This window comes from Methanolacinia paynteri (assembly GCF_000784355.1).
GTDB classification, from domain to species: Archaea; Halobacteriota; Methanomicrobia; order Methanomicrobiales; family Methanomicrobiaceae; genus Methanolacinia; species Methanolacinia paynteri.
In genome coordinates this window covers 98,815-121,970 of sequence record NZ_KN360926.1, presented here as the reverse complement: position 1 = coordinate 121,970, position 23,156 = coordinate 98,815, and the positions used below count along the sequence as shown (strand labels likewise).

17 protein-coding genes are annotated in these 23,156 nt (G+C 32.2%); 9 read left to right on the top strand and 8 right to left on the bottom strand.

The genetic code is table 11. From position 1 onward, the window contains the following. The first annotated feature begins 34 nt into the window (after positions 1–34). The 9 genes from METPAY_RS03025 to METPAY_RS02985 all read left to right on the top strand — a co-directional run bounded on the left by METPAY_RS03025 (position 35) and on the right by METPAY_RS02985 (position 12,373). On the top strand, positions 35–511 hold the full coding sequence (locus METPAY_RS03025; protein WP_048149009.1) for a dTDP-4-dehydrorhamnose 3,5-epimerase family protein: 477 nt from the start codon (positions 35–37) through the stop codon (positions 509–511). Positions 512–522: 11 nt separating this feature from the next. After that, positions 523–1,494, top strand: coding sequence for a dTDP-glucose 4,6-dehydratase (gene rfbB, locus METPAY_RS03020; protein ID WP_048149008.1), 972 nt, complete (start codon positions 523–525; stop codon positions 1,492–1,494). Beyond that, complete coding sequence (gene rfbD / locus METPAY_RS03015; protein ID WP_048149006.1) at positions 1,494–2,291, top strand: dTDP-4-dehydrorhamnose reductase; 798 nt, start codon at positions 1,494–1,496, stop codon at positions 2,289–2,291. Before rfbB ends, rfbD begins: the two co-directional genes overlap by 1 nt. After that, the gene (locus METPAY_RS03010) at positions 2,288–3,004 is read left to right on the top strand and encodes a sugar phosphate nucleotidyltransferase (RefSeq protein WP_048149004.1); all 717 of its coding nucleotides are present in this window, start codon (positions 2,288–2,290) and stop codon (positions 3,002–3,004) included. Before rfbD ends, METPAY_RS03010 begins: the two co-directional genes overlap by 4 nt. Positions 3,005–3,093: 89 nt before the next feature. Continuing rightward, on the top strand, positions 3,094–3,876 hold the full coding sequence (locus tag METPAY_RS03005; RefSeq protein WP_048149002.1) for an ABC transporter permease: 783 nt from the start codon (positions 3,094–3,096) through the stop codon (positions 3,874–3,876). Further along, positions 3,873–5,624, top strand: a complete 1,752-nt coding sequence (locus METPAY_RS14040) for an ABC transporter ATP-binding protein (RefSeq protein WP_052418630.1) — start codon at positions 3,873–3,875, stop codon at positions 5,622–5,624. Before METPAY_RS03005 ends, METPAY_RS14040 begins: the two co-directional genes overlap by 4 nt. Before the next feature lie 68 nt (positions 5,625–5,692). Continuing rightward, positions 5,693–7,783 carry a class I SAM-dependent methyltransferase gene (locus METPAY_RS02995; protein ID WP_048149000.1) on the top strand — a complete coding sequence of 697 codons (2,091 nt, stop codon included), beginning with the start codon at positions 5,693–5,695 and terminating at the stop codon, positions 7,781–7,783. Then, on the top strand, positions 7,780–9,345 hold the full coding sequence (locus METPAY_RS14035; protein ID WP_052418629.1) for a glycosyltransferase family 2 protein: 1,566 nt from the start codon (positions 7,780–7,782) through the stop codon (positions 9,343–9,345). Before METPAY_RS02995 ends, METPAY_RS14035 begins: the two co-directional genes overlap by 4 nt. A gap of 34 nt (positions 9,346–9,379) precedes the next feature. Further along, on the top strand, positions 9,380–12,373 hold the full coding sequence (locus METPAY_RS02985) for a glycosyltransferase (RefSeq protein ID WP_169743630.1): 2,994 nt from the start codon (positions 9,380–9,382) through the stop codon (positions 12,371–12,373). Positions 12,374–12,683: 310 nt separating this feature from the next. On the opposite strand, the gene METPAY_RS02980 is transcribed toward METPAY_RS02985, so the two are convergent. From METPAY_RS02980 to METPAY_RS02945, 8 genes are all read right to left on the bottom strand, one after another. Further along, the gene (locus tag METPAY_RS02980) at positions 12,684–13,634 is read right to left on the bottom strand and encodes a methyltransferase domain-containing protein (protein ID WP_084600664.1); all 951 of its coding nucleotides are present in this window, start codon (positions 13,632–13,634) and stop codon (positions 12,684–12,686) included. A gap of 338 nt (positions 13,635–13,972) precedes the next feature. Beyond that, positions 13,973–17,242, bottom strand: coding sequence for a hypothetical protein (locus METPAY_RS02975; RefSeq protein WP_157198977.1), 3,270 nt, complete (start codon positions 17,240–17,242; stop codon positions 13,973–13,975). A gap of 410 nt (positions 17,243–17,652) precedes the next feature. Further along, a complete protein-coding gene (locus METPAY_RS02970; protein WP_048148997.1) occupies positions 17,653–18,636 on the bottom strand; it encodes a lysylphosphatidylglycerol synthase transmembrane domain-containing protein in 984 nt (327 codons plus the stop codon). A gap of 13 nt (positions 18,637–18,649) precedes the next feature. After that, positions 18,650–19,315 carry a glycosyltransferase family 2 protein gene (locus METPAY_RS02965; protein ID WP_048148996.1) on the bottom strand — a complete coding sequence of 222 codons (666 nt, stop codon included), beginning with the start codon at positions 19,313–19,315 and terminating at the stop codon, positions 18,650–18,652. Continuing rightward, on the bottom strand, positions 19,312–20,220 hold the full coding sequence (locus tag METPAY_RS02960) for a class I SAM-dependent methyltransferase (RefSeq protein ID WP_048148995.1): 909 nt from the start codon (positions 20,218–20,220) through the stop codon (positions 19,312–19,314). Before METPAY_RS02960 ends, METPAY_RS02965 begins: the two co-directional genes overlap by 4 nt. Continuing rightward, positions 20,220–21,281, bottom strand: coding sequence for a DUF362 domain-containing protein (locus METPAY_RS02955; protein ID WP_048148994.1), 1,062 nt, complete (start codon positions 21,279–21,281; stop codon positions 20,220–20,222). The genes METPAY_RS02960 and METPAY_RS02955 overlap by 1 nt, the downstream gene beginning before the upstream one ends. Positions 21,282–21,448: 167 nt before the next feature. After that, entirely contained in the window at positions 21,449–22,462 is a 1,014-nt protein-coding gene (locus METPAY_RS02950; RefSeq protein WP_211251508.1) for a GHMP family kinase ATP-binding protein, read from the bottom strand. Further along, positions 22,455–23,156, bottom strand: coding sequence for a sugar phosphate nucleotidyltransferase (locus METPAY_RS02945; protein WP_048148992.1), 702 nt, complete (start codon positions 23,154–23,156; stop codon positions 22,455–22,457). Before METPAY_RS02945 ends, METPAY_RS02950 begins: the two co-directional genes overlap by 8 nt.

Below are 23,156 nucleotides of genomic sequence, written 5' to 3'. Positions count from 1 at the left end.
AGGAGACCAAAATTTATCCAAAAGGGCTGATTAAATGAATATTACTATAGACGGGGTAGAACTTAAACAACTGAAACTGATCCCCGATGAACGCGGGTGGCTGATGGAAATTCTGAGGTGCGACGATCCTGTTTTTCAGTCTTTTGGGCAGGTTTACTGTACAACTGCATATCCCGGAGTGGTAAAGGCCTGGCATTATCATAAGATCCAGACCGATAATTTTACCTGCGTGCACGGTATGATGAAGGTCGCATTATATGATGCAAGAGAAGATTCTTCCACATACGGAAACCTTATGGAATTATTCGTCGGGGAGAAAAATCCGGTGCTTGTAACTGTTCCTCCAGGCGTTTATCACGGCTTCAAAGGAATAGGGACTGAGACCGCGTTCTTTGTCAGTGTTCCCACGCATCCATATAATTACAAGGAGCCCGATGAATACCGCCTTCCTCCCGATACTAATGAAATCCCATATGACTGGGGACTTTTACCCGGCTTAAAACACGGTTGACTGGAGTGATTATGAATCTTTTAGTGACTGGCGGATGCGGATTTATCGGCAGTAATTTCATAAGGTATATGCTGGAGACCTATAATGATCTCTCCATAGTAAATTACGATAAACTTACATATGCAGGGAATCCCGAAAACCTGAAGGATATTGAGGATTGCGGAAGGTATACATTTGTACAGGGAGATATCTGCGATTTCGATCTGGTGTCGTCCGTAATTTCGAAGTACAATATCGATACGATTGTTCATTTTGCAGCTGAGAGTCATGTGGATCGTTCTATCGACGGAGGTTATGAGTTCGTTAAGACCAATGTCCTTGGAACGTTCACAATGCTTGATGCAGCGCTTAAAAACGGCATAAAACGATTTATTCATATCTCTACGGATGAAGTCTACGGGAGTACGCCGGACAAACCGTTCGAGGAAATCGATATTCTGAATCCTTCAAGTCCGTATTCTTCAAGCAAGGCTGGATCGGATCTTTTGGCTCTTTCATTTTTTACTACGCATAAACTGCCTGTAATTGTTACGAGATGCACTAATAATTACGGACCTTACCAGTACCCGGAAAAACTGATCCCGTTCTTTGTTTCCAACCTGATGGAAGGAAAGAAGGTTCCTGTTTACGGGACCGGAAAGAACATCCGTGACTGGCTGTATGTGATCGATCATTGCAGGGCAATTGATTTTGTTCTTCATAATGGCATTCCGGGTGAGATCTATAATATCGGTGGCGGAGAAGAGAAGACGAATCTTGAGATCACCTATAAAATCCTGGAGCTTTTAGGCAAAGATGAGTCCATGATAGAGTACGTCGAAGATCGTAAAGGTCACGATTTCAGGTATTCGCTTGATTTCGGAAAATTGAGATCCATGGGCTGGGAGCCCGAGTATTCTTTCGATGATGCTATCGAAGAGACTGTCAACTGGTATGTCGAAAACGAATCCTGGTGGCGCCCGCTTAAGGAAAGGAAAGCCTGATGAAGATCAGTATTCTTATTCTCGGGGCCAATGGAATGCTCGGGCATTCTCTTCAAAAAGTATTTCCCGGCGCCGTATGCAAGGGTCATGAACTGGATATCACCGATGAGAAGGAGATTCTTTCTTATATTTCGGAGTTAAATCCTGATATTGTCATCAACTCGGCAGCATATACAGATGTGGATGGCTGTGAAGATAACCGGGAAGTTGCATTTGCCGTGAACGGTGACGGTCCGGGAAACATTGCTGCTGCCTGTGAAGAAAACGGTGCAATGCTGGTGCATTTTTCAACTGACTATGTGTTTGACGGCTCCAAAAAAGAATATAATGAATCGGATGAGCCGAACCCTGTGAGCATATACGGTAAGTCCAAACTTCTCGGCGAAGAGAATATCATTAAGAATATGAATGATTTCAGGATAATCCGTACATCCTGGCTCTATGGGACTCATGGTAAGAATTTTGTCGAAACGATGATTCGGCTTTCGTCTGAGATGCCGGAGGTGCGTGTGGTAAATGACCAGTTCGGAAAGCCGACCTATACAAGAGATCTTGCTGAAAAAACAGCTGAAATAATCGATCTTCAGCCGGGGATATATCATGCCGCAAACGAGGGAGTCTGCTCATGGTTTGATTTTGCCAGAGCAATTATTCCCAATGTTGTTCCATGTACTACGGACGAATTTCCGCGGAAAGCAAAACGTCCTGAATATTCCGTACTTGTGAATAATAAAACAAAACCTATGCGTAACTGGAATGAAGCACTTCTGGATTATTTGGAGGAGAGATTGAAATGAAAGGAATTATTCTTGCGGGAGGAACGGGATCAAGGTTATATCCTCTTACAAAGGTTACGAACAAGCATCTTCTGCCAGTCTACGACAAGCCGATGATCTGCTATCCGCTTGATACACTGGTGAGTGCCGGCATCGACGATATTCTTATAGTGTCCGGTCGCGGGCATGTCGGGCATTTTCTTGAGCTGCTGGGTTCAGGCTCGGAGATGGGTATAAGACTATCTTATGAAATACAGGAAGGTGCCGGTGGAATTGCAGAAGCCTTGGGTCTTGCAAATCGCTGGTCTGACGGGGACGATATTGCCGTTATTCTTGGAGACAACATTTTTGAAGATAAAATAAAAGAATCTGTGAATTCCTTTGACTCCGGAGCAAAGATTTTCCTGAAAAGCGTAGCCGATCCGCAGCGTTTCGGTGTTGCGGAAGTTGACGGGGACAGGATTATCGGTATCGAGGAAAAACCGAAAGCCCCTAAGTCGGATCTTGCAGTTACGGGTCTGTACCTGTACGAGAATTCGGTCTTCGATATCATTAAGACCTTAAAGCCGTCGGGAAGAGGCGAACTCGAGATTACGGATGTGAATAATGCTTATGTTGGTAAAGAGCAGATGAAGTTTTCCGTTCTTGACGGTTTCTGGAGCGATGCTGGTACTTTCGAGAGTCTTCTTCGTGCGGGGATGATGGTTAAGGAATCGAGGGAGAAAAGGAATTAAACTTAAATAACATTCTAAAAATCTGAGATTCGAAAGGCATAGTTAATCAAAAATTAATTCATATATTATTATGAACTGGAACAATAGAAATGGCTTCACTCTTTGATTACCGGGGACTTATCTGGAACTTTGTAAAGAGAGATATCTCCCAGAAATATGTCGGTTCTCTATTAGGGTTATACTGGTCTGTCATAAATCCTATTATCACTTTAGTAGTCTATATTATGGTATTCGGTGTGTTTTTGGGAGTCCGTCTTCCGGGAAGCACTGACATCTGGGATTTCGCTTTATATTTCGCAGCAGGATTTTTACCCTGGACAGCTTTTCAGGACTCAATAATGAAGGGAACGAGTTCAATTATTAATAATAAGAATTATATCAAGAAGGTTCCCTTTCCCAGTGAGATTTTTCCAATTTATGTCACTTTATCTGAATTTGTTAATTTGTTCATAGGTCTTGCAATTTTCTTTGTATTATATTTTATCCTCAAGGGTGTTCCTACAATATTCGTATTTCTTCTTCCGGTTGCCATTCTCTTGCAACTTGTGTTTACACTTTCTCTTGCCTTTTTTTTATCGAGCGGATCGGTTTTCCTGAGGGATATACCCACTATGCTCGGGCCGATCTTTTTGATTTGGTTCTGGGCAACACCTATTGCATACACGGTAAATCTAATTCCTGAAAATTTTCAGTGGATTGTAACTATAAATCCTGCTTATTATATGCTTGAGATATACAGGGATGCGTTGTTCTATGGAAAATTACCTGAGGTGGATATACTTGTTCCCTTTGTTGTATTTTCAATAATATTTTTTATTATCGGAATTACGTTCTTCAGGAAGACAAAACGCGGGTTTGGTGAACTATTATGAATGCAATATCTGTCCAAAACCTCGGGAAGAAATATAAGTTGTTCCGTTCTGAGGGAAGGCGTTTCCTGGAGTACCTAAGTAAAAGAAAAATAAAAGGCCATTATGATTTCTGGGCGCTTCAGGATATTTCATTTGATGTTCCCGCCGGGACTACACTCGGTATTTTGGGGCAAAACGGATCGGGTAAAAGCACTCTTTTAAGCATTCTTGCCGGGGTTTTGGAACCTAGTGCAGGATCATACGAGCTTAATGGAAAAGTATCGGCTATTCTCGAACTTGGTTCCGGATTTCACCCGGATTTCTCTGGCAGGGACAATGTTTACATGTACGGTTCGATCATGGGTCTTTCCAGGCAGGAGATCGATGATAAGTATGACGAGATCATAAGGTTTTCTGAGCTTGGAGACTATATAGATCAACCACTTCGAACATATTCCTCCGGAATGGCTGTAAGACTTGCATTCTCCGTAGCTGTAAATGTAAATGCCGATATTCTGATTGTCGATGAAGCACTTGCAGTGGGAGACGCAATATTTCAGCACAGGTGCTTCAGGAAGATACGCGAGATGCAGGAGTCGGGAAAGACAATTCTCTATGTCGGCCATGACACCGAAGCTGTCAGAAATCTTTGTACCGAGGCTCTTTTACTGGACGGCGGAAGGATCATAGAACGCGGCGATCCAAATTATGTTGTAAATAAATATCATGCCCTCATTGCCGATCGTGAAAGATCTTACAGCGAGGGCCATCTTACAGAACATGGTGAAATTCCGGGAGATGAATATGAGACTGTTTATGATCTTGTTTCAAATCTTTCAAAGGCAAAAATAGAGAGAGGTAACGGTGGAATTGTTGAAAAACAGACTGTTGAAATAAAGTCCTTTCCTCGTCCGATAATTTATGCACATCCTCCGTCAAAAATACGTTATAAGAACCTGTCTATAGAACAGGGAATGTCTCTTTCATTTGCTATTGGCATTATACCTGATGCCTGGGATAAGATTCCACAGGGCGTTAAATTTGATATTGAAGTTCTGGCTGACGGGGAATGCGAGAATATTTTTTCAAGAGTTCTGCAGCCAAAGAGGAACCTCGGGGACCGTGGCTGGCATAACTTTATTTTGTCTCTGGAAAAATATTCCGGGAAAGATATCTCTTTGTTTTTCAGCACTTCCGGTTCAGGAGATGATTTAAGTTATTGCTGGAGTGCCTGGGGTTGGGGGAAGTTTGTCATAAAGAATGAAGGTAATAATCAAATAATCCGCCCAGATAATTCATTATCGGATTTTTTCAGATTAGAAGAAGAGAGATTTGGTAATAAAAGGGGCGAGATAACAAAAGTTGAACTTTTAGATAATAACCTTATTTCTAGAAATATTCTTAATTCTGGTGATGTTGCTATTATTAGAATTCATTTTATTCTTCATGAGGATATCAGTGATAATTTAACCGTTGGTTGTACTTTCAAAAATAAATATTGCGATATTTATGGAACGAATACAAAATGGCAAAAATTGGATCTTAGTAATAAAAAGAAAAATCAAACATATATTGTGGAATTCACGCAATCATTGAAGTTAAATGCAGGACTTTATTCAGTTAATGCTGGGTTAGTAATTGTTCATTCGAATGATGAAATTGAGATTTTAGATAGACGCTATGACAGTCTGATATTTAGAATTAATAAGAAAGATCCTATAGTTGGAATAGTAGATTTTAAATCATCAGTAAGAGAAATTCAAATATAACTAGCTAGATAATGATAAAATTAAATGTCTTGCATTAATTAAATGGATGATTATTGAAGGAATTAGTGATGACAAAAATACAAAAAAAACTTGATAATTTCATATTTAATCAGGAATATGATATATATATACATCCAGATAATAATGTTATTGAATATCAGGATGGAGGGGAAGATTATATTTTTGAATCAATAAAAATGATTAATGATCTTTCATCGCATTCGAGGGAATATAATAAATATATCAAAGATTGGCCATCCCGTTATCATTTTTCAAATAAGAGAATTAATTTTTTAGAATCGATAAAAGAAATCATTAGTAAAAATGCAAATATCCTTGAAATCGGATCGGGATGTGGCATAATTACTCGCTGGTTTGGAGAGGAATTCAGTAGTGTTGATGCTTTGGAAGGAAATATTCAGAGAGCTCGTGTAACCAGATATAGGACAAAAGATTTGGATAATGTTAATGTTTATTGTGGAGATGTTTTATCTACAGACTTTGAAAAGAAATATGATTTAATCACTTTTATCGGATCGTTAGAATACTTGCCATTGTATGATAAATCTGGGGATCCTTCAAATGTATGTGAAAGTCTTTTAAAACGTTTGCATCGGGCCCTTAATGATGACGGGATTTTATTAATTGCAATTGAAAATAAATTTGGAGCAAAGTATTTTTCCGGCTGTAAGGAAGATCATACTGGAAAAGAATTTGAGAGTATTATCGGTTATCCTGATAAAACACCTGTCACATTTAGTCGAAATGAGATAGAATCAATTATCAGAGAATCGGGGTATAAAAAAATTCAATTCTACCATGTCTATCCAGATTATAAGTTAACTGAGACCATAATTCCTGAGAAATCAGAAACAGTTCCATTAAAACCTTATAATTGGATTAGAACACCTTTTGAAGATTATTTTGGAAATCGTAATTATTATTTTGAAGAATTCCTGTTTTTAAGAAATTTAACAAATTCTGGATTATTCTGGCATTTTTCAAATTCTTTTGTCATTTTAGCTACGGATTCAAACTCTAAAAAAATAGAGGTACCTTGGTTAATAAAAAAATATCACTGTAACGAAAAATTAGATGAAAATTTTAAACATGAAATAACACTTCTAAAAAAAGAAGAAGAAAATAATAATATCCATTATGAAGTTGAACGTGATCCGATATTTAAAGGGGTTTCACGTTTTGAAAATAATAATTTTGAATATGAATTAAAAGGGAATAGACTAATTATAGGAGAATTATTGATTTTTGATATTTATAAGAGTGTAATGAGCAGGAATCCATTTCTTCACATAGAAGAGATAATAAAATTATTATACGAAAGTTTGATTCTTCAGTTCTCATCAAAAATTGTAGATGAAGAAGGTTATATATACGTTAAAGGAGAGGCTATTGATTTTACGGTTTGGAATTTAATTATTACTTCTGATAAACAATTACATTTTATTGATAAAAAATGGAGATCGAAGAAACCAATTGGTGCAGAATATATATTATTTAGGAATTTGTTTACATTATTTGATTTAATTGCACCTTTTATGAAAAGAACAAAGAAAGTTGATTTTATTATCGAATTGATTAAAAAAGTCTATCCACAATATTCTTATCAGCGTTTGATAAAAAATTTGGATTTTGAAAAGACTTTTCAATCATTTGTTTCGGGAGTTGATGTTGAGATAAACATTAATAGAACAAATAATTCATTTTTAAATTTAGATAGGATTAAGTTAAACCAACTGAATTTGGAATTGGATGAACTACGTCTTCATTACGATGCATTGACTGCCCAGCGTGATGACTGTGACAAGCGGATAGAGCGTTTGAATTTGGAATTGGATGAACTACGTCTTCATTATGATGCATTGACTGCCCAGCGTGATGACCGTGACAAGCGGATAGAGCGTTTGAATTTGGAATTGGATGAACTACGTCTTCATTATGATGCATTGACTGCCCAGCGTGATGACCGTGACAAGCGGATAGAGCGTTTGAATTTAGAATTAGATGAAATCGACAGGCAATTACAAGAATATAGATCGGATTTGGAAGATCTTTTAAATTCTAAATTGGTGAAAATTGCGATAAAAATAAATAAGTTTATAAAAAAGAAAAATTACAAAATATTGGCGAATTTGGAATGAAAATTATTTTATCTGCATATTTTCCCCAGTCAATCAAATTATTAAAAAAAATAAAATTACTCTTTTTCCATAATTTATCAAAATACGATCTTTGGATAAAAGAGAATGAAAAAAACAATAAAAAAAATGCTGAAATGGATATTTTTGAATTTAAACCGCTAATTAGTATAATAATGCCAGTTTGGAATACAGATGAGCATTTGCTTGATTTAGCAATTAAATCAGTTATTAATCAGTCATATGAAAATTGGCAGTTATGTATTGCTGATGGTAATTCATCTAATAAAAATCTTAAAAAAATAATCCAGTTATATTCTAGTAGAGATAACAGGATCAAAAGCCTGTTTTTAGATGATAATAAAGGTATTTCTGGTAATACTAATAAAGCTTTAAATTTAGCCGATGGAATATTTGTTTGTTTTTTGGATCATGATGATGAACTTTCATCAAATTGTCTTTATGAGGTTGTAAAAAAAATAAATGAAAATAATGAGTATGATATTATATATTCTGATAATGATAAGATAGATAAATATGGGGAGCGAAGCGATCCATTTTTTAAATTTGATTTTTCACTACCTGCACTTCTTTCGACGAATTATCCATTCCATTTATTTGTCTGCCGTAAATCCTTGATCGATTCTGTAGGTGGTCTTAGATCCGAATTTGATGGTGCTCAGGATTATGATTTGATTTTAAGAGTTGTTGAAAGAACCACTCCTGAGAAAATCGCTCATATTGATAAAGTATTATATCATTGGAGAATTATTCCTGAATCATCTGCACATAGCACTTCAGCTAAACCATACGCTTATAATGCTGGAAAATTGGCACTTCAGGGCTACCTTAATAGAAATAATATACCTGGTTCGGTTTTTGAATTGGAACCCGGGAGTTATTTGGTTAAAAAAGAAATGCTTTCTAATCCCCTCGTTATAATCCTGGTTGTGGCAAATAAGCATAGAAATAGCAAATTCATTCAAAAATTTAATTTAATTCTTAAAGAATCAACATTTCATAATACTAAATTATTTATCCCCGAAATATATCAAAAAGAAATTGTTTTTTCTGATTTTCAAACTTTTGACAAAAATCCAATAGAACAACTAAGAGAAATATCCAAATTTGAAAAATATGATTATTTAATTATTGTAAATGACAATTGTAATTTTGATGATAATTTTAAATTGAATCCTGATTGGATTCAATCATTAATTGAACATTACTATTATTTTAATGTGGGAATTGTTGGTACAGGATCTTTAGTATTTTCAAATATAATCTGTAATGTAGAAAGGCCTTGTGGGCCGATATTTTGTGTCAATAAAGAAATTATGGATATTTTTTTAGATCAAAAAAATATAATTCATGATTATGATGAATTGCAAATTAACCTGTCTGATCTTTCAGAAGAGATGTGCTATACTAATTTATATACCCCATTTAGTATAGGGAATATTCCACAGTATAATAGTATATCGCAGTATTATTTAGGTCTAAGATGTAGGAAATTTTTCACAAATAACATGGAATATTATCTTCCATTGAATTTAAGGCCTTAAAATTATAAATTATATAATCAACTTGGAGATGTTCATGGATATAAATAATCTACGTGAAGAATTATCTTTTAAATATATCAGAGGGGAGGGAATAGAAGTAGGTCCTCTGCATCAACCTTTGCCGGTACCCCCGAACGTTGTGATGCATTATGTTGATCGACTTGATTATGATGCTTTATTAGAACAGTATCCTGAAATTTCTAAAGAAGAGATTATTCGACCGGATATTATTGATGATGCGTATTCTTTAAAAACCATAAAAGATGAATCATATGATTTTTGTATTTGTAATCATGTTTTTGAACACATGAGAGATCCAATTGGTGCATTTATTAATTGGATGAGGATATTAAAGTCGGGAGGGATTTTATATTTATCAATCCGTGATGCCAGCAACCCTCTGGATTTAGGGCGCGATCCCACCACTTTGGAGCATATGATTGAAGATTCAATGAATGTAGATATTTCAAAAGACCGATCTCACTTTTATGAGTGTGCAAAATTTTGGCATAGGGTATCCGATGATAAAGTAAGGGATATTGCTGAGGCTAACTGGCGGCGTGGATATTCTATCCATTATCATGTATTTAATAATAATACAATTGATCAAATATTAGATTACATTCATTCATCAGGGATTAATTTCACCATTTTAGATCATAAAGAAAATGAAATTAATGGAGTAAAAGAATATATTTTTATATTGAGAAAAACCGGCTATGAGGAGGAAATTTTTAAAGAATTAGAGAAATCTGAAGATTTAAGTTTTAATTCAGTAGATGCTGTCGATGTAGTTATCCCAATTTATAATGCATATGATGATTTGTGTGAATGCCTGCAAAGTTTACTAAAATATCGAGATATTTATAGAATTTTTTTAATCAATGATTGTTCCACCGATAAAAGAATCGATCTATTGCTGGATAAAATTGAAAGCTTTAATAAGTCTTTTATAAGTGTCATTCGTAATCGTGATAATCAAGGATTTGTAAAAACTGTTAATATCGGAATGAAAATTTCAAATAACGATGTAATCTTACTAAATAGTGATACAATTGTAACAGAAAACTGGGCTAAAAAAATAAGAGATTGTGCATATGAAAAAGAAACTATTGCTACAGTAACACCATTCACGAATAATGGAACTATTTGTTCGATTCCTGAGTTCTGTAAAAACAATGACATTCCTCCTGGATTTACAATTGATTCTTTTGGAAAATTTGTTGAGAGTTTATCATTTCATCAATATCCTGAAATTCCAACTGCTGTTGGATTTTGTATGTATATAAAAAGAGAGATTCTTGAAAGGATTGGATTATTTGATGAGTTCTCCTTTGATAAAGGGTACTGTGAAGAAAATGATTTTTGTATGCGGGTAATTAAAGCCGGGTATTCAAATCAGCTATGCGATAATACTTTTATTTATCATAAGGGGGAAAGTTCATTCAATCAAACAAAAAATGAGAGAATTGAGCGAAACATGAAAATTCTCTCTGCCAGATATCCTGATTATCTTCCTATGGTGGGGAAATTTTGTGAGATAAATCCGTTATATGATCAACATTTATATTTCAAATCAAAATTGGACCTCTGGAATAACAACAAAAATAAAAAAAGGATATTGTATGTATTGCATCCTCTTGGTGGAGGCACAGAGAAACATGTGCTTGACATGATAAACTCCCTGAATCAATATTATATCTTTTTTATTGTTCAGGTTGTTGGAAATGATCTTATTTTCACTGAGACTAATAATGGAAATGAAACAAAATATTATTTCCCAATGAAATCTTTTCAGGCTCATACGGCAATTAATAATGAATATTCTGAAATAATGAAAAAATTTATTGATACATTTGAGATTGACTTGATTCATGTTCATCATCTAATTGGCCACTCTCTTGGCATTTTTCAAATAAGTGCAGAGTTGGAAATACCTATAATATATACAGTTCATGATTTTTTTTGTATTTGTCCCAGAATTAATATGATCAATGAAAAAGGGCAATATTGTAATTTACCAGAAGTAAGGAGGTGCAATTCTTGTGGATATTCCATAGAAGATATTGAATCCTGGCGGTCTTCATTCTTAGAAGGGTTTAGAATATGTAATAGTATTATCACTCCCAGCAATTCTGCAATGGACATAATTAGCCATTATTTTCCTGAAATAAAAAGTAAATGCATCGTTATAGAACATGGTCAAAATATTGAGAAGACTGAACGAAATAATAATGCCTCTTTTGATAATAGACCATTTCATATTGCATATATTGGAGTTCTTGCAAAACATAAAGGCCAGGATCTTTTCTATGATCTGGCAAGATGTAAAGAATTGTCCGGTATTACAAAATGGAGCGTTATCGGAATATCAGAAAAAAATAAAAAACCTGGATATTATCAGAATTTGAATATTAATATAACAGGAGCATACAAAGATTTCAACCACCTCCAAGAAATTGTTTATGAAAGCAATGTAGATTTGATATTACTTCCTGCAATTTGGCCGGAAACTTTTTCTTTTACCTTATCAGAGGCGTGGTGTTTAGGTATACCTGTTCTGGGTTCAGATTTAGGTGCGATAAAGGAAAGAATTGTTAATAGTGGGGGTGGCTGGACTGTAGATATGTCCGATATGGATTTAGTGAAATCAAAAATACTTTCCATTATTAATGATAAAAAAGATTACCTCGCTATAAAAGAGAATGTAAAGAATATTCATTTGAAATCATTAACATCCGTTGCTCATCAATATCATTCAATATATCAAAAGAATATACGATCGACTATTAAGGACTCATACTCCAAATTTGATAATTGGGAGTTATACAAATCGATGAGACTTGATTCATCTCGTGAATCTCTTCCTGTGTTTCAAATGAATATCTCTCAAACACTCGGAAAAGAAAACAATCTCTATAAAAAATTTAGATTGTGCTTAAAAGAAAATGGTTTAAAATATACAATTGGCAGGATTGGAGTTTATTGTTCTCGGGAAATAAAAAAGAATAAAAAGATTGCTCTTTAGAAAGTCTATCTCTGTCTTAGAGAGTTATATTATGTAAATCATCCTGATTTTAATATTTTTCTTATCTCAGATTTTTTTATATTCCCTTTTAATTACAGAAAAAACAGTCTCTACTAGTATTTTTCCTGATTAAATTCTCAATCATCTCAATCTTATATTTTCCTGAACAGATCTTTCTCTTCTATTTTCTGACAGGAATCATTGATTTTGCTTTGATACTCTCTTTGATTTATGGTAAATTAAATTAGAGTTATTGTACTATGGATCTTTCGCCTGCCATTTTTTAGAGGATTTCTACAAGGCCAATATTTTATTCTTTATGAGCAAATAATGCATGACCACTTGCAAGTTCATCGTTTTTTTTGTCAGAGAGATGCGAAACAAAATCTTGATTGATATATGAAATTGGGTCTCCTATCAAATCTTTCACCTGCATTTTCAAAAAATTTTCTTTTGCGTGCCCAAATAAACCTTCAGACCAACTTTTTAAAAACCAAGTTAATGTCCAAATTGGAAGCAGAGATCCTGGAACTTCAATTTTATCAATAATTAAAGATTCATTAAATAAATTCTCAAGTCCTTGTCCTGTCATATTATAATAATGATTAGGATATGCATGAAGTGGTTGCAGGAATGGAACTGTACAAAATAATTTACCCCCTGGTTTTAAAACTCGAATCATTTCTCTTGCACAAGAAAAAGGATCTTTAACGTGTTCTAAAACTGCTATTGAAATAATTGCATCAAAAGAATTATCGTTGAAGGGTAATATTTCTCCTATAGATAACACATCAGTTGTATCATATGCAAATATTTCTAAATTTACTACATTATCATAATAAACAGGTCTCTGTCCTGATCCAATGTCTAATAACAAGCCATCTTTATATTCATTAATTAGGGACTGCACATATGGATCGTAACCATGACTTGAAACAGTTCCGGCATCATGGATATTATATTTATTTCTTAAGGAAGGAGATAAAAAATCGTAAAATTCTCCATTATACTTAAAATCCAAATCTTTCTTAATTAAAGGCTTAATTCTTTCTAATTTATTTTCCTTGGCATTTTGTATCAATTTAGAATCTCGAAGGAATCTATTTTCCTTATGCCCATAAATTTTGAAATGTTGATATCCAGAAAGAAATTGACCTTCATTTACTGCTTTTACAACATCTATATTTGATTTAAGATAGCTCTCTTCATCAAAATTTTCAAAAGTGACAATTTGATCCACATTAAATGATTGCATTGACATTCATCTCCTAAAATTATTATTTAATCAAAAATATTCCATAACTACAATTATATTAGGATATAGTATAGATTTTTAAAGCCAATAATCTTTCTTTATTTTTCGCAAATTAATTCTATTTCATAACTGAAATTTTACCTCATGTTGATTATATAGTAGAGAAATCTATTGAAAGACTGGATTTTAAGTTATCAAAAAATATGGGTAGATTATATGATTAAAAGAATATTCAACTTAAAAAAGAGATCAAATCCGGATGGTGCAGATAGGACTTCATTTAATAAAATGAGATGTTTTCTATATAGCCAAAAAATTAAATGAAGTTATTCTTGGCATAAATTTCAATCTCCTTTGAGAATTTTTATTTCAGATATCGTTATTGGAACAGATGATAAAAGGTTAACTTCTTGAACTTCCCCAGAGTACCATTCCCATTGAGAACTAATACGGATAAGATAGTTTTCAACTTTTTCTGATGGGATCACATCAAATTTAATTTTTCCCACATTATTATCTGTAGCATAATTTACATTTATTTGGCCTTCATGTTCAGATTTCAATTTAATCATCAGATAGTTTCCAGAAGATTTGTCTAAATCACTAATATTTGTGAATGATATGATCTCATTAGAGTTAATTAGTTTCTCTCCTTCAAATAGTCTATCTTGAACAGGTTGGTTTAATATTGGATCTTTTTTATCATATGTGCCCCAAATATACGGTAATTTTTTTAGGTTATAGTCCCGTATAATAAAATTAGTTGATGAAAATGAATAATTCGTTGGATATAGATATACTTCATTTAATTTTAAAACACTATTTTTTGGTGGATCAAGTCTGATATTTGTTATTTTGTTAATACTTTCAGGAATTGTAATTTCAAAATACCCATCTTCTATTGCTGATATTGATACATATTTAGAATTTTCTTCAGAAAATGTGTTATTGTCTACTGAATAAAATATTTGTAAAAGACCCTCTGTATCAGAATCATAAATTACATGAAATTCTGTATTTTTTGAATTTGCTAAGAGAGACGGAGAGCCATTAAGGATAAAATTCCAAACATATGGATCATCATCTCCTGAATATAATGTCATACTATCAGATGTATTACTGTACATTATATTATGTAACTTTATATCGTCATAATTGAATAAAGTTTTATTTAAAGGTGATATTTCATAGTTCTTGAGATCATTTCTAAGCCAGATTTCATAGATATCGTCAATTTTTCCAATTGGTCGATAATTTTGATAGATATATTCTGCAATCCGATATGCCCTTAATTCATTTGGAACAGTATCTATTTGCCATCCACCCGATACAACAAATGGAATAGATTTAAGATTGCTATTTAAATTTTTAATCGTTGCATTTTGGTGCCATTCTCCTGCGGAAGGAGCGATTACAGTATCAGACATATATTCTGTTCGCAATAGAGTAAATGGCATAATATAATTAGAGAGATCAAAATAAGTTTCATTTTTTTGGAGTGAATCCCTTAGAAAATCTGTAAGTCCTTCAGTAATTCCTAAATCTGAAGGTTGGACTTGAATACGCGATTCATTAAGATCCCATGTTGTGAATTCAAAAAAGGGTGATGAAAAATCTCTTTGAATTGGTGTAAACTGATATTGTGCGACAAAAGAACCACCTATGAGAATTAAAATGACAAAAATTATTGATATAAGTTTTTTTGATTTATACCATAGCAAAGGGATTGAGCAAGCAATTAATGGGAAATAGTATACACTAAAACCCTCTATAAGAGAATGCCTTTGCACTCCTCTTTGTGAGAGGAATAATGTTGCTATTGCAAGAAAAGTGATCAGTATAAATTGCGAAGTTAATAAACTACGCCTGGTGATAACAATCCATATAAATAATACAACAATACTTAATCCGAATAGAGGAAAAATTGCATATTGAAGAGCTACATTAATATTATATGAATTGAATAGATCTGCATAAGTTCCTGCAGGATCGTTAATCATATACATACTTAATACTGATTGAAAAGCTGAAATTGGGGAGATCTGTGTTATCAAGCACAAAATAATGTAAGCTGATAAACACAAACCAATAATTCCTAATGTGATTAAGAAATATTTGGAATAATTTAAGCATATCTGCTTAGGGGATTGTTTAAGAAGTTGATAATTCAGTATTACAATTAAAAATATAAATCCTAGTACGGAAGCAATTCCAGCTTCTGGTCTCCAAGCAAAACATAAGAGTAAAGTTATTATTAAGAGGCAGTAGTTTGTTAGTTGAGGATTTTTCCAATATTTTATGAATATGATTCCTGCGAATAGAATAATAAAATTATTGAAACTTAATATTGAAAATAATGGGAGAAATATAATTAATAAAAATGAGACATAACCTTCCACAAATTCTTTCAAAAAAAAGTATCCTGTTATAACTATTAAAATTGGAGTGATCCATTGCCATATAAAGCAATCGATAGATTGGTATCCATTAATGATTGAGTATAATATTGGATAATAAATATCCATGAATCCATGAGGAGTCGCCAGATTTATTAATGGTAATTTCCCAAAATCAAAAAGCTGTTGAATTACAGTACTTGTCAGACCGAGCTCAAAAATGTTTTGAGTAATATAAAATAAAGAAGTAGTTGCTATATAATTTGAGTAGAGAGGAATACAAGCCAGTACTACTGGTAAGGAAAAATTTTCAAGTAAATATTTTGAATCATAAAATGAATTCTCATTTTTGATATTTCTTAAAAAAAATACACATGTAATTATAAGAAGTACCACAAAAAAAAGAAGAGAAATGAATTTTGGATCAATAACTATCCAATGTGAAAATGTAAATTGAAATTCATTTGTTAAAGGAATTGAAAAAGGGTATAGATAAAGTGGGAAAATACTTTTACTAAAAATGATTCTAAAATTCGACTCTAAAACATTTGGATATTTCAAAGGAACTACAAAATAATACAATATTAATAATATGAAAAAAATTAAATAATACAGCAACAGATCAATTAATGTAAAAACAAATTCATTCCCTTTTATCACTTGAATAAAAAAGAGTACAGGCACAGGAAGAAGAAACAGTGAGATAATAAAAGTAGAATCTTTAAATGTTTCAAATATTGAACGATCTTTCAGATCAAAATATTTTTTAATCAATATATAAGTAACAAAACAGCAAAAGATACTAAAAATCAAATATATGTTAAACAAGAAAACTGAATTTTTTGTAAAAATATAAAATATAATATTTGATGTTCCAAGAATTGATATTAATGCAAGATTATCTCTCTCCGTTTTGTATTTATTTTTTGGAAAAAAACGATTCATTCCTAGTTCTAGACTTATTAATAAGATTACTGTAAATATTCCTGTGATAATTATTGAATATAAATAAAAATGAGTTCTAGCAGCGGCATCCACTCCTTCAAGGACTGCAATACCAATGATTCTTTCAGAGAATGAAGTCAGAGGAAATGAGGTTTTTTCAATTAGGATACTATAAAAAAAAATATACAATCCTGTACTGAAAAAAGAGGTTATTGCAAAAATATCATAAGGAATCTCTAGAATATCATTGGTCTCAGATAATTTATTTTCCATAATAAATCTCTTTATCAAATATCTTTTAATAACTATTTATAATAATTCATGAGTCTTTTTACCCTAACTCTGCCTAAAAAGAAGGATAAAATGCTCTTAGCTTTTAAATTATATAAAAATATTAAAAACTTATAAAATTGGAGAACTTAAACATAAATCGACAAAATTCATAAAAATAATTTTACTAAATTTGACAGTTACAATTGATTTGTAAAATAGGGAGTCAATATACACATTTATTCGAATTATGAGGCTATTAACAGGATGATTTTGCATTAAATTGGATGATTTAGTGATTTGACAGGCCGAAATATATAAGCTGTCAAATTTAGAACATGACTCGTTTAAAAAATGAGACGAATTTACAGAGCAATTATTCCTTATATTTTAGGTTTTTATATTTAGATCTATCAAAATTTTCTTGTTTCTTCCTTTAGACCAGATATTGAAAACCCCATATGCCACATGCAAATAATACCAAAAATTACCGTACATACTATCATCATTGTATTGGCAACAATTGCATAAGCTAATGCAGTATTTGAGTTGATATTAAATAATGTTAATGCTAAAACACAGAAATATTGGTATGTTCCAATACTCCCAGGGGCTGAAGGAATCATTATGCTAAAGTTTATCACTATCATTGTAAAAATTGCAATCAAAAAAAGTAGTGGTGAAGTTATATCAAAGGCTAGCATTAGTATATAATAGACCAAAGCTTCATTTATCCAGATAAGTATTGAAATAAAAAGAACTAATGATGTTTGAGTTTTATTTTTAAGCATCCCAGTTCCTAAAACAAACTTTTCAAAGTATGGTACAATTTTTTTGTATAATGAATCCGAGAATAAGTGAAAAAAACGATATAAAATCTCTAAAGATTTTTTCCTGTAGTATGTTAATGTAAATATAAAAATTAAACCACTTAAAAATAGAAATGCTATAAATAGACCTAATTTATTTACCCATTCTGGAAAAGGATAGATAATCAATAATATTCCAAAAAAAAGGACTAGAATCATCCCATCAAATATACGTTCAAGTATTATTGAAGATAGAGATGCCAATTTACTAATATTTTCTTTTATACCTAAAACATATGCACGAATGATTTCTCCTAAACGCATTGGCAATAATGAACTTGCCATATATCCAATGAGAGATATTTCAAAACAAGTCAAGTATGGGATTTCCTTTACTGTCCTAAGCATTATTTGCCATCTGATTCCCCTAATTATATAACCAAATAGAAAAAATCCTATTGCTAAAAAAATAAAAAATATATTAACATTAGAGATTGCACTAATAAAATCTTCAGAATTAAAATTTCTAAAGGCTAAAATTATAAAAATAATACTAATTATAATTCCTAAAATCGGTGCTTTTTTCATAATTAGATAATTCTTATTTTGAAGAGAACTTTAAATCTAGGATTCTTTTTGTCGTCCACTTTACTGCAGCAAATTTATCTAATGTAGGTGTTCCAATTCTTTCTTTATAATCTATTGGAATTTCCTTCAACTTATATCCTGAAATAACAGGTTTTATTAGTAATTCAACTGGGAATGCAGCTCCATTTGGATTCCAATCTAAAGACTGAATCACTTCTTTTTTATAAGCTCGCATACCACTATGTACATCAGTAGTATTAAATCCATGAACTAATCTAGTTAACTTTGCAAAAAACCAATTTGCCATGTAGTTTCCAATAGGCATGTTTTTGGGTTTTTTATTTAAGCGCGTGGCATTTACAACATCGTATCCATTTTTAATCCATTCAACGAGTTCTGGAATTTTTTCTGCAGGATATGTATCATCGCAATCTAAAGTAATTATTATGTCCTTTGTGGCTGAAGTTAGAGCTAAAATCATAGCATTTCCATAGCCCTGAGGTGGATATTGTCTAATTACTTTACATCCCATTGCTTGAGCAATTTCTGGAGTTTTATCAGAACTACTATCAACAATAATAATTTCTGCTTCTGGAACAGCCCTTTTGATATCAGATACTACTTTTTTAATTGCTTTTTCCTCATTTAGCGTTATCATTACAACGGATAAATCGTTCATATAATCTCCTTTTTTCTAAAGATTGCGTTAATACTTCCTCCACTTGGAAAAGGAATTATCATATCATCAATTACTTTTAAAGGTTTAAAAATTATTGAAGTTTGAGGGATTTTCATTGAAATTTTTCTGGATATATGGTTAACACTTTTTCTTAAAGTATTTTTTTGTTGAAGACTAACAAGTTCGAAACCATTTTCTTCACAGATTTTTACTAACGTTTTTGGTGTATAATATATATTATGAGTTTCCGGATGAATTGCTGGCCATTTCTTTTTTAATAATTTGAAGGTTATATTTGAAATATTGGGTGTTGAAATTATTAAATATCCTCCGTCGATCAATAATTCATTTATTTTTTGTAAATATTCAAAAGGATTAATTAAATGTTCAATAACTTCAAACATTAAAACTGCATCATATGATTTTTTTTCCAAATTTATTTCTCCTAAAGGTTTATCATATATTTTAGGAATAGATTTTTCAGCAACTGAAGCGGCATATGAACTTGTTTCTATCCCTTCGAGAATAATGTTATTGTCTGCTAAAAATTGTTTTAAAAAAAATCCATAACCACAACCAATATCAAGTAATTTGAAATTCTTTTTATCTCTTGATTTATTTAGAATATATTTATATGCAAAATAGTAGTCTTTGTTCAAACCTATTTCAATGCTCGAATAGTTAAAATAACCCCCGCACTGATCTTTAACGTTATCTACTTCATAATAATTTTTTCCGTAAATTACATCGAAATCTATTCGCATTTTATTATTAAATATTAAGCCACAAACTGGGCATTTTAAAAGTGTTTGATCTTCATTTAATGACAATAATTCAATACAATTATTTATTGGATTACCACATAAAATACATTTTTTCTGATCTAAATAGATATTATCTTTCATTAAAACCTTCCTCGAAGTTTTAAAAACTCTTCTTTATATACAGAATTATAGACAATATCATATGCATATTTTTTTCCATGTTTTAAATACCAGATATAATAATTATAGTTTGTTCCACCCCATGCAAATAATTTAAATAAAGGAGTTTTAAAAACAATTTCTCTAAGAATAGGTATTTTACGGAGAGAGATTTCAACATTCATTACAAAATCTTCAGACATTGTAGGTTTGATAAATTTATTAGTAACAAATTCATCACCCAATATTGTGCAATTTGTTGACCCAATACCCTTTTTTTCTGATATTAGAATATGAGGAATTTCTTTATAATTAAACTCCATATATTCTGCTGCTACTCTATCAAGTGCTACTCTATCTTTACTCGCAAAAATTACATCACATATTTTTGGAGTCCCTGTTTTAGGGCCGTTTCCCTCAATAGCAATTGTGCCGTCAAGAATATTTAATGTGGTTTTTGAAAAAAATTGATTAATATCAGCTATGGCTTCATTGACTACAGGATGTAATTGATGTCGAGCACGTGGTAATAATCCCCATAAACACTTCAAAGAACATGTTATAGTGGTTAAACAGTGCGTTTTTAAAACAGGAATATTTACAATCGTATCAATCTCTAATAAGATAATTGGTAATTCAATCTCTTTAATAACCAAACCATCCGCAAAATTAATTTTTTTTACTGGTTCTTCAGCAAGATTTACAAAAGTGGCATTATATTTTTTTGCAATTTCATCAAAACCCCAAATAGATTTAGCTTTTTGTAATTGTTTTGAACCTGCTAAATCAGTGTCCCCAATATATATTTCTATTTCTGGAAAATTTTCTCTAATAATTGATAAAACAGCCTCAACTACCCAAGGACTACTACAACGACCAGGTAATACTTCAGAAGACATTGCATTTATCTTTATAAAACAGCTTTTACCATGAATGGCATCTTTCCAATCAATTAATTCTAAGCATTCTTTTGTTTTTAATAAAATACCTGAATAGTTATGCTCCAATATTTTAACGAAACCAACCTTGTTTGATAATTCCATTTATAACAAATATGTTTTAACTAGATATTAATATTGAGATTCGTGGTTTAATATGGTATAATATTATATCTATCTAGATATAATTCAATATGAAAATTATAATTGAAATTTCAAAATATCGTTATATTGTGTAAATGTAAGAATTGTTAGTATCTCTTTAAAGATTACTATTTTATATTGACTAGTATCTTTGCTCCCTCAAAATCAAACCTGAATCTCATTGGTCTAAGACCTTTTTCTTTCATTGCCTTTGTTAAATTATCATGATTTTCAGGGGCATAAAACATGAAGAATCCGCCTCCTCCTGCACCCATTATCTTTCCACCGATTGCCCCGTTCTTCATAGCAGTTTCGTAGCAGGAATCGATAAAAGGATTTGAAATGTTCTTTGAAAGTTGTTTCTTGTTATTCCAGTGTACATCCAAGAGTTCTCCGAATTTTTCCAGATCTCCTGTTTCAAAAGCCTTTTTTGTATCGTATCCAATTTTTTTTATCTGGTGAAGAGATTCTATGACTGCCGATTCATCTCTTTTACTCTTTTCATTTTGTTCGGAGAGTATATCCGATGCACTTCTTTCGATTCCGGTGTAATACAACAGGATATTCCGCTCGAGCTCGTCAATTGCATCATCGCTCATTTTGACAGGTTCAACAATGACTTTCCCATCTTTTTCAAACGTCAAAGTTGTGATCCCACCAAATGCACTAATATACTGGTCCTGTTTTCCGATAGGTTCTCCAAGTCTTTCGATCTCAATTGTACATGCCTCTTCTGCCAGTTGCTGCTGTGAAATATATTCACGATTGTAGGCATGAAGAGCATTGAGAAGAGATACTGTGAAACAACTGGACGACCCAAGACCACAATTCGCAGGCACATCTGCAATAGATACAAGTTCAATCCCGTCTCCATTTTTTGGAGGAATGAAATTTAAGGCTTCACGGAAAATATTGTGGTTAATATCCTCGACACTATTTACGATCTCGGTTTGAGAATAGCTTAATCTTATTGTATTATGAAAGCGCTTGTTAGCTGAAATATAAATATATTTGTCTATAGCCCCGGAAATTAAAAAACCGCCATATTTTGAGTAATATGACTCTAAATCTGTTCCTCCTCCACCAAGAGAAATTCTGACAGGTGCCCGTGAAATGATCATCTGGTTATCACCATTATTCATTATTTATTTGAGAAATAAAGTTTTTAAATTCATCTAATCCTGTGTGTGATCCGATCTCGTAAAACCTCTCTTTTGTTTCATATGCACAAACTTCCTGATCTTCAATAAGGTTAATGATTAAATTCTCAAGAGGATAAGACTGGTTTGCTGGAATCTTCTCCAACACTTTTTTATTGAAAATAAGAACTCCATAATCGATGTAAACCAAATCTTTTGAATTATTTTTTTTATCATATTTTATAACGATGCCATTTTCAACAGCAATATTGCTTATATCATATAAGTTATCATTTTTATATACAGTCATGAGAACCAGTTTTCCTGATTTTTTAAAATGAGAATTTGCATTTTTAAAATCCAGGGAAACGTATGAGTCGCCATAAATAACAAAAAATTCGTCGTTTAGTAGTTTTTCTGCATTTTTAAGGGCTCCTCCGGTTCCAAGTAGTTTATCTCCATCATTGCTATACTGAATATTTACTCCAAATTTCTTTCCGTCGCCAAAATAATCTTCAATCTGTTCTGAAAGATATCCGGAACATATTACAAAATCAGAAAATCCACCTTCTTTCAAAAAAGTAATTTGATATTCAAGAAATGGTTTTCCATTTATTAAAATCATTGATTTTGGGATTTTATCCGTTTTTGGCCTCAATCGGGTTGCCAGACCCCCTGCAAGAATCGCAACCTGCAT

Bases quoted from the DNA above. Each gene is read 5' to 3' on its own strand.
- METPAY_RS03025 (WP_048149009.1), top strand. From the start codon at position 35: ATGAATATTACTATAGACGGGGTAGAACTTAAACAACTGAAACTGATC.
- rfbB (WP_048149008.1), top strand. From the start codon at position 523: ATGAATCTTTTAGTGACTGGCGGATGCGGATTTATCGGCAGTAATTTC.
- rfbD (WP_048149006.1), top strand. From the start codon at position 1,494: ATGAAGATCAGTATTCTTATTCTCGGGGCCAATGGAATGCTCGGGCAT.
- METPAY_RS03010 (WP_048149004.1), top strand. From the start codon at position 2,288: ATGAAAGGAATTATTCTTGCGGGAGGAACGGGATCAAGGTTATATCCT.
- METPAY_RS03005 (WP_048149002.1), top strand. From the start codon at position 3,094: ATGGCTTCACTCTTTGATTACCGGGGACTTATCTGGAACTTTGTAAAG.
- METPAY_RS14040 (WP_052418630.1), top strand. From the start codon at position 3,873: ATGAATGCAATATCTGTCCAAAACCTCGGGAAGAAATATAAGTTGTTC.
- METPAY_RS02995 (WP_048149000.1), top strand. From the start codon at position 5,693: ATGACAAAAATACAAAAAAAACTTGATAATTTCATATTTAATCAGGAA.
- METPAY_RS14035 (WP_052418629.1), top strand. From the start codon at position 7,780: ATGAAAATTATTTTATCTGCATATTTTCCCCAGTCAATCAAATTATTA.
- METPAY_RS02985 (WP_169743630.1), top strand. From the start codon at position 9,380: ATGGATATAAATAATCTACGTGAAGAATTATCTTTTAAATATATCAGA.
- METPAY_RS02980 (WP_084600664.1), bottom strand. From the start codon at position 13,634: ATGTCAATGCAATCATTTAATGTGGATCAAATTGTCACTTTTGAAAAT.
- METPAY_RS02975 (WP_157198977.1), bottom strand. From the start codon at position 17,242: ATGGAAAATAAATTATCTGAGACCAATGATATTCTAGAGATTCCTTAT.
- METPAY_RS02970 (WP_048148997.1), bottom strand. From the start codon at position 18,636: ATGAAAAAAGCACCGATTTTAGGAATTATAATTAGTATTATTTTTATA.
- METPAY_RS02965 (WP_048148996.1), bottom strand. From the start codon at position 19,315: ATGAACGATTTATCCGTTGTAATGATAACGCTAAATGAGGAAAAAGCA.
- METPAY_RS02960 (WP_048148995.1), bottom strand. From the start codon at position 20,220: ATGAAAGATAATATCTATTTAGATCAGAAAAAATGTATTTTATGTGGT.
- METPAY_RS02955 (WP_048148994.1), bottom strand. From the start codon at position 21,281: ATGGAATTATCAAACAAGGTTGGTTTCGTTAAAATATTGGAGCATAAC.
- METPAY_RS02950 (WP_211251508.1), bottom strand. From the start codon at position 22,462: ATGAATAATGGTGATAACCAGATGATCATTTCACGGGCACCTGTCAGA.
- METPAY_RS02945 (WP_048148992.1), bottom strand. From the start codon at position 23,156: ATGCAGGTTGCGATTCTTGCAGGGGGTCTGGCAACCCGATTGAGGCCA.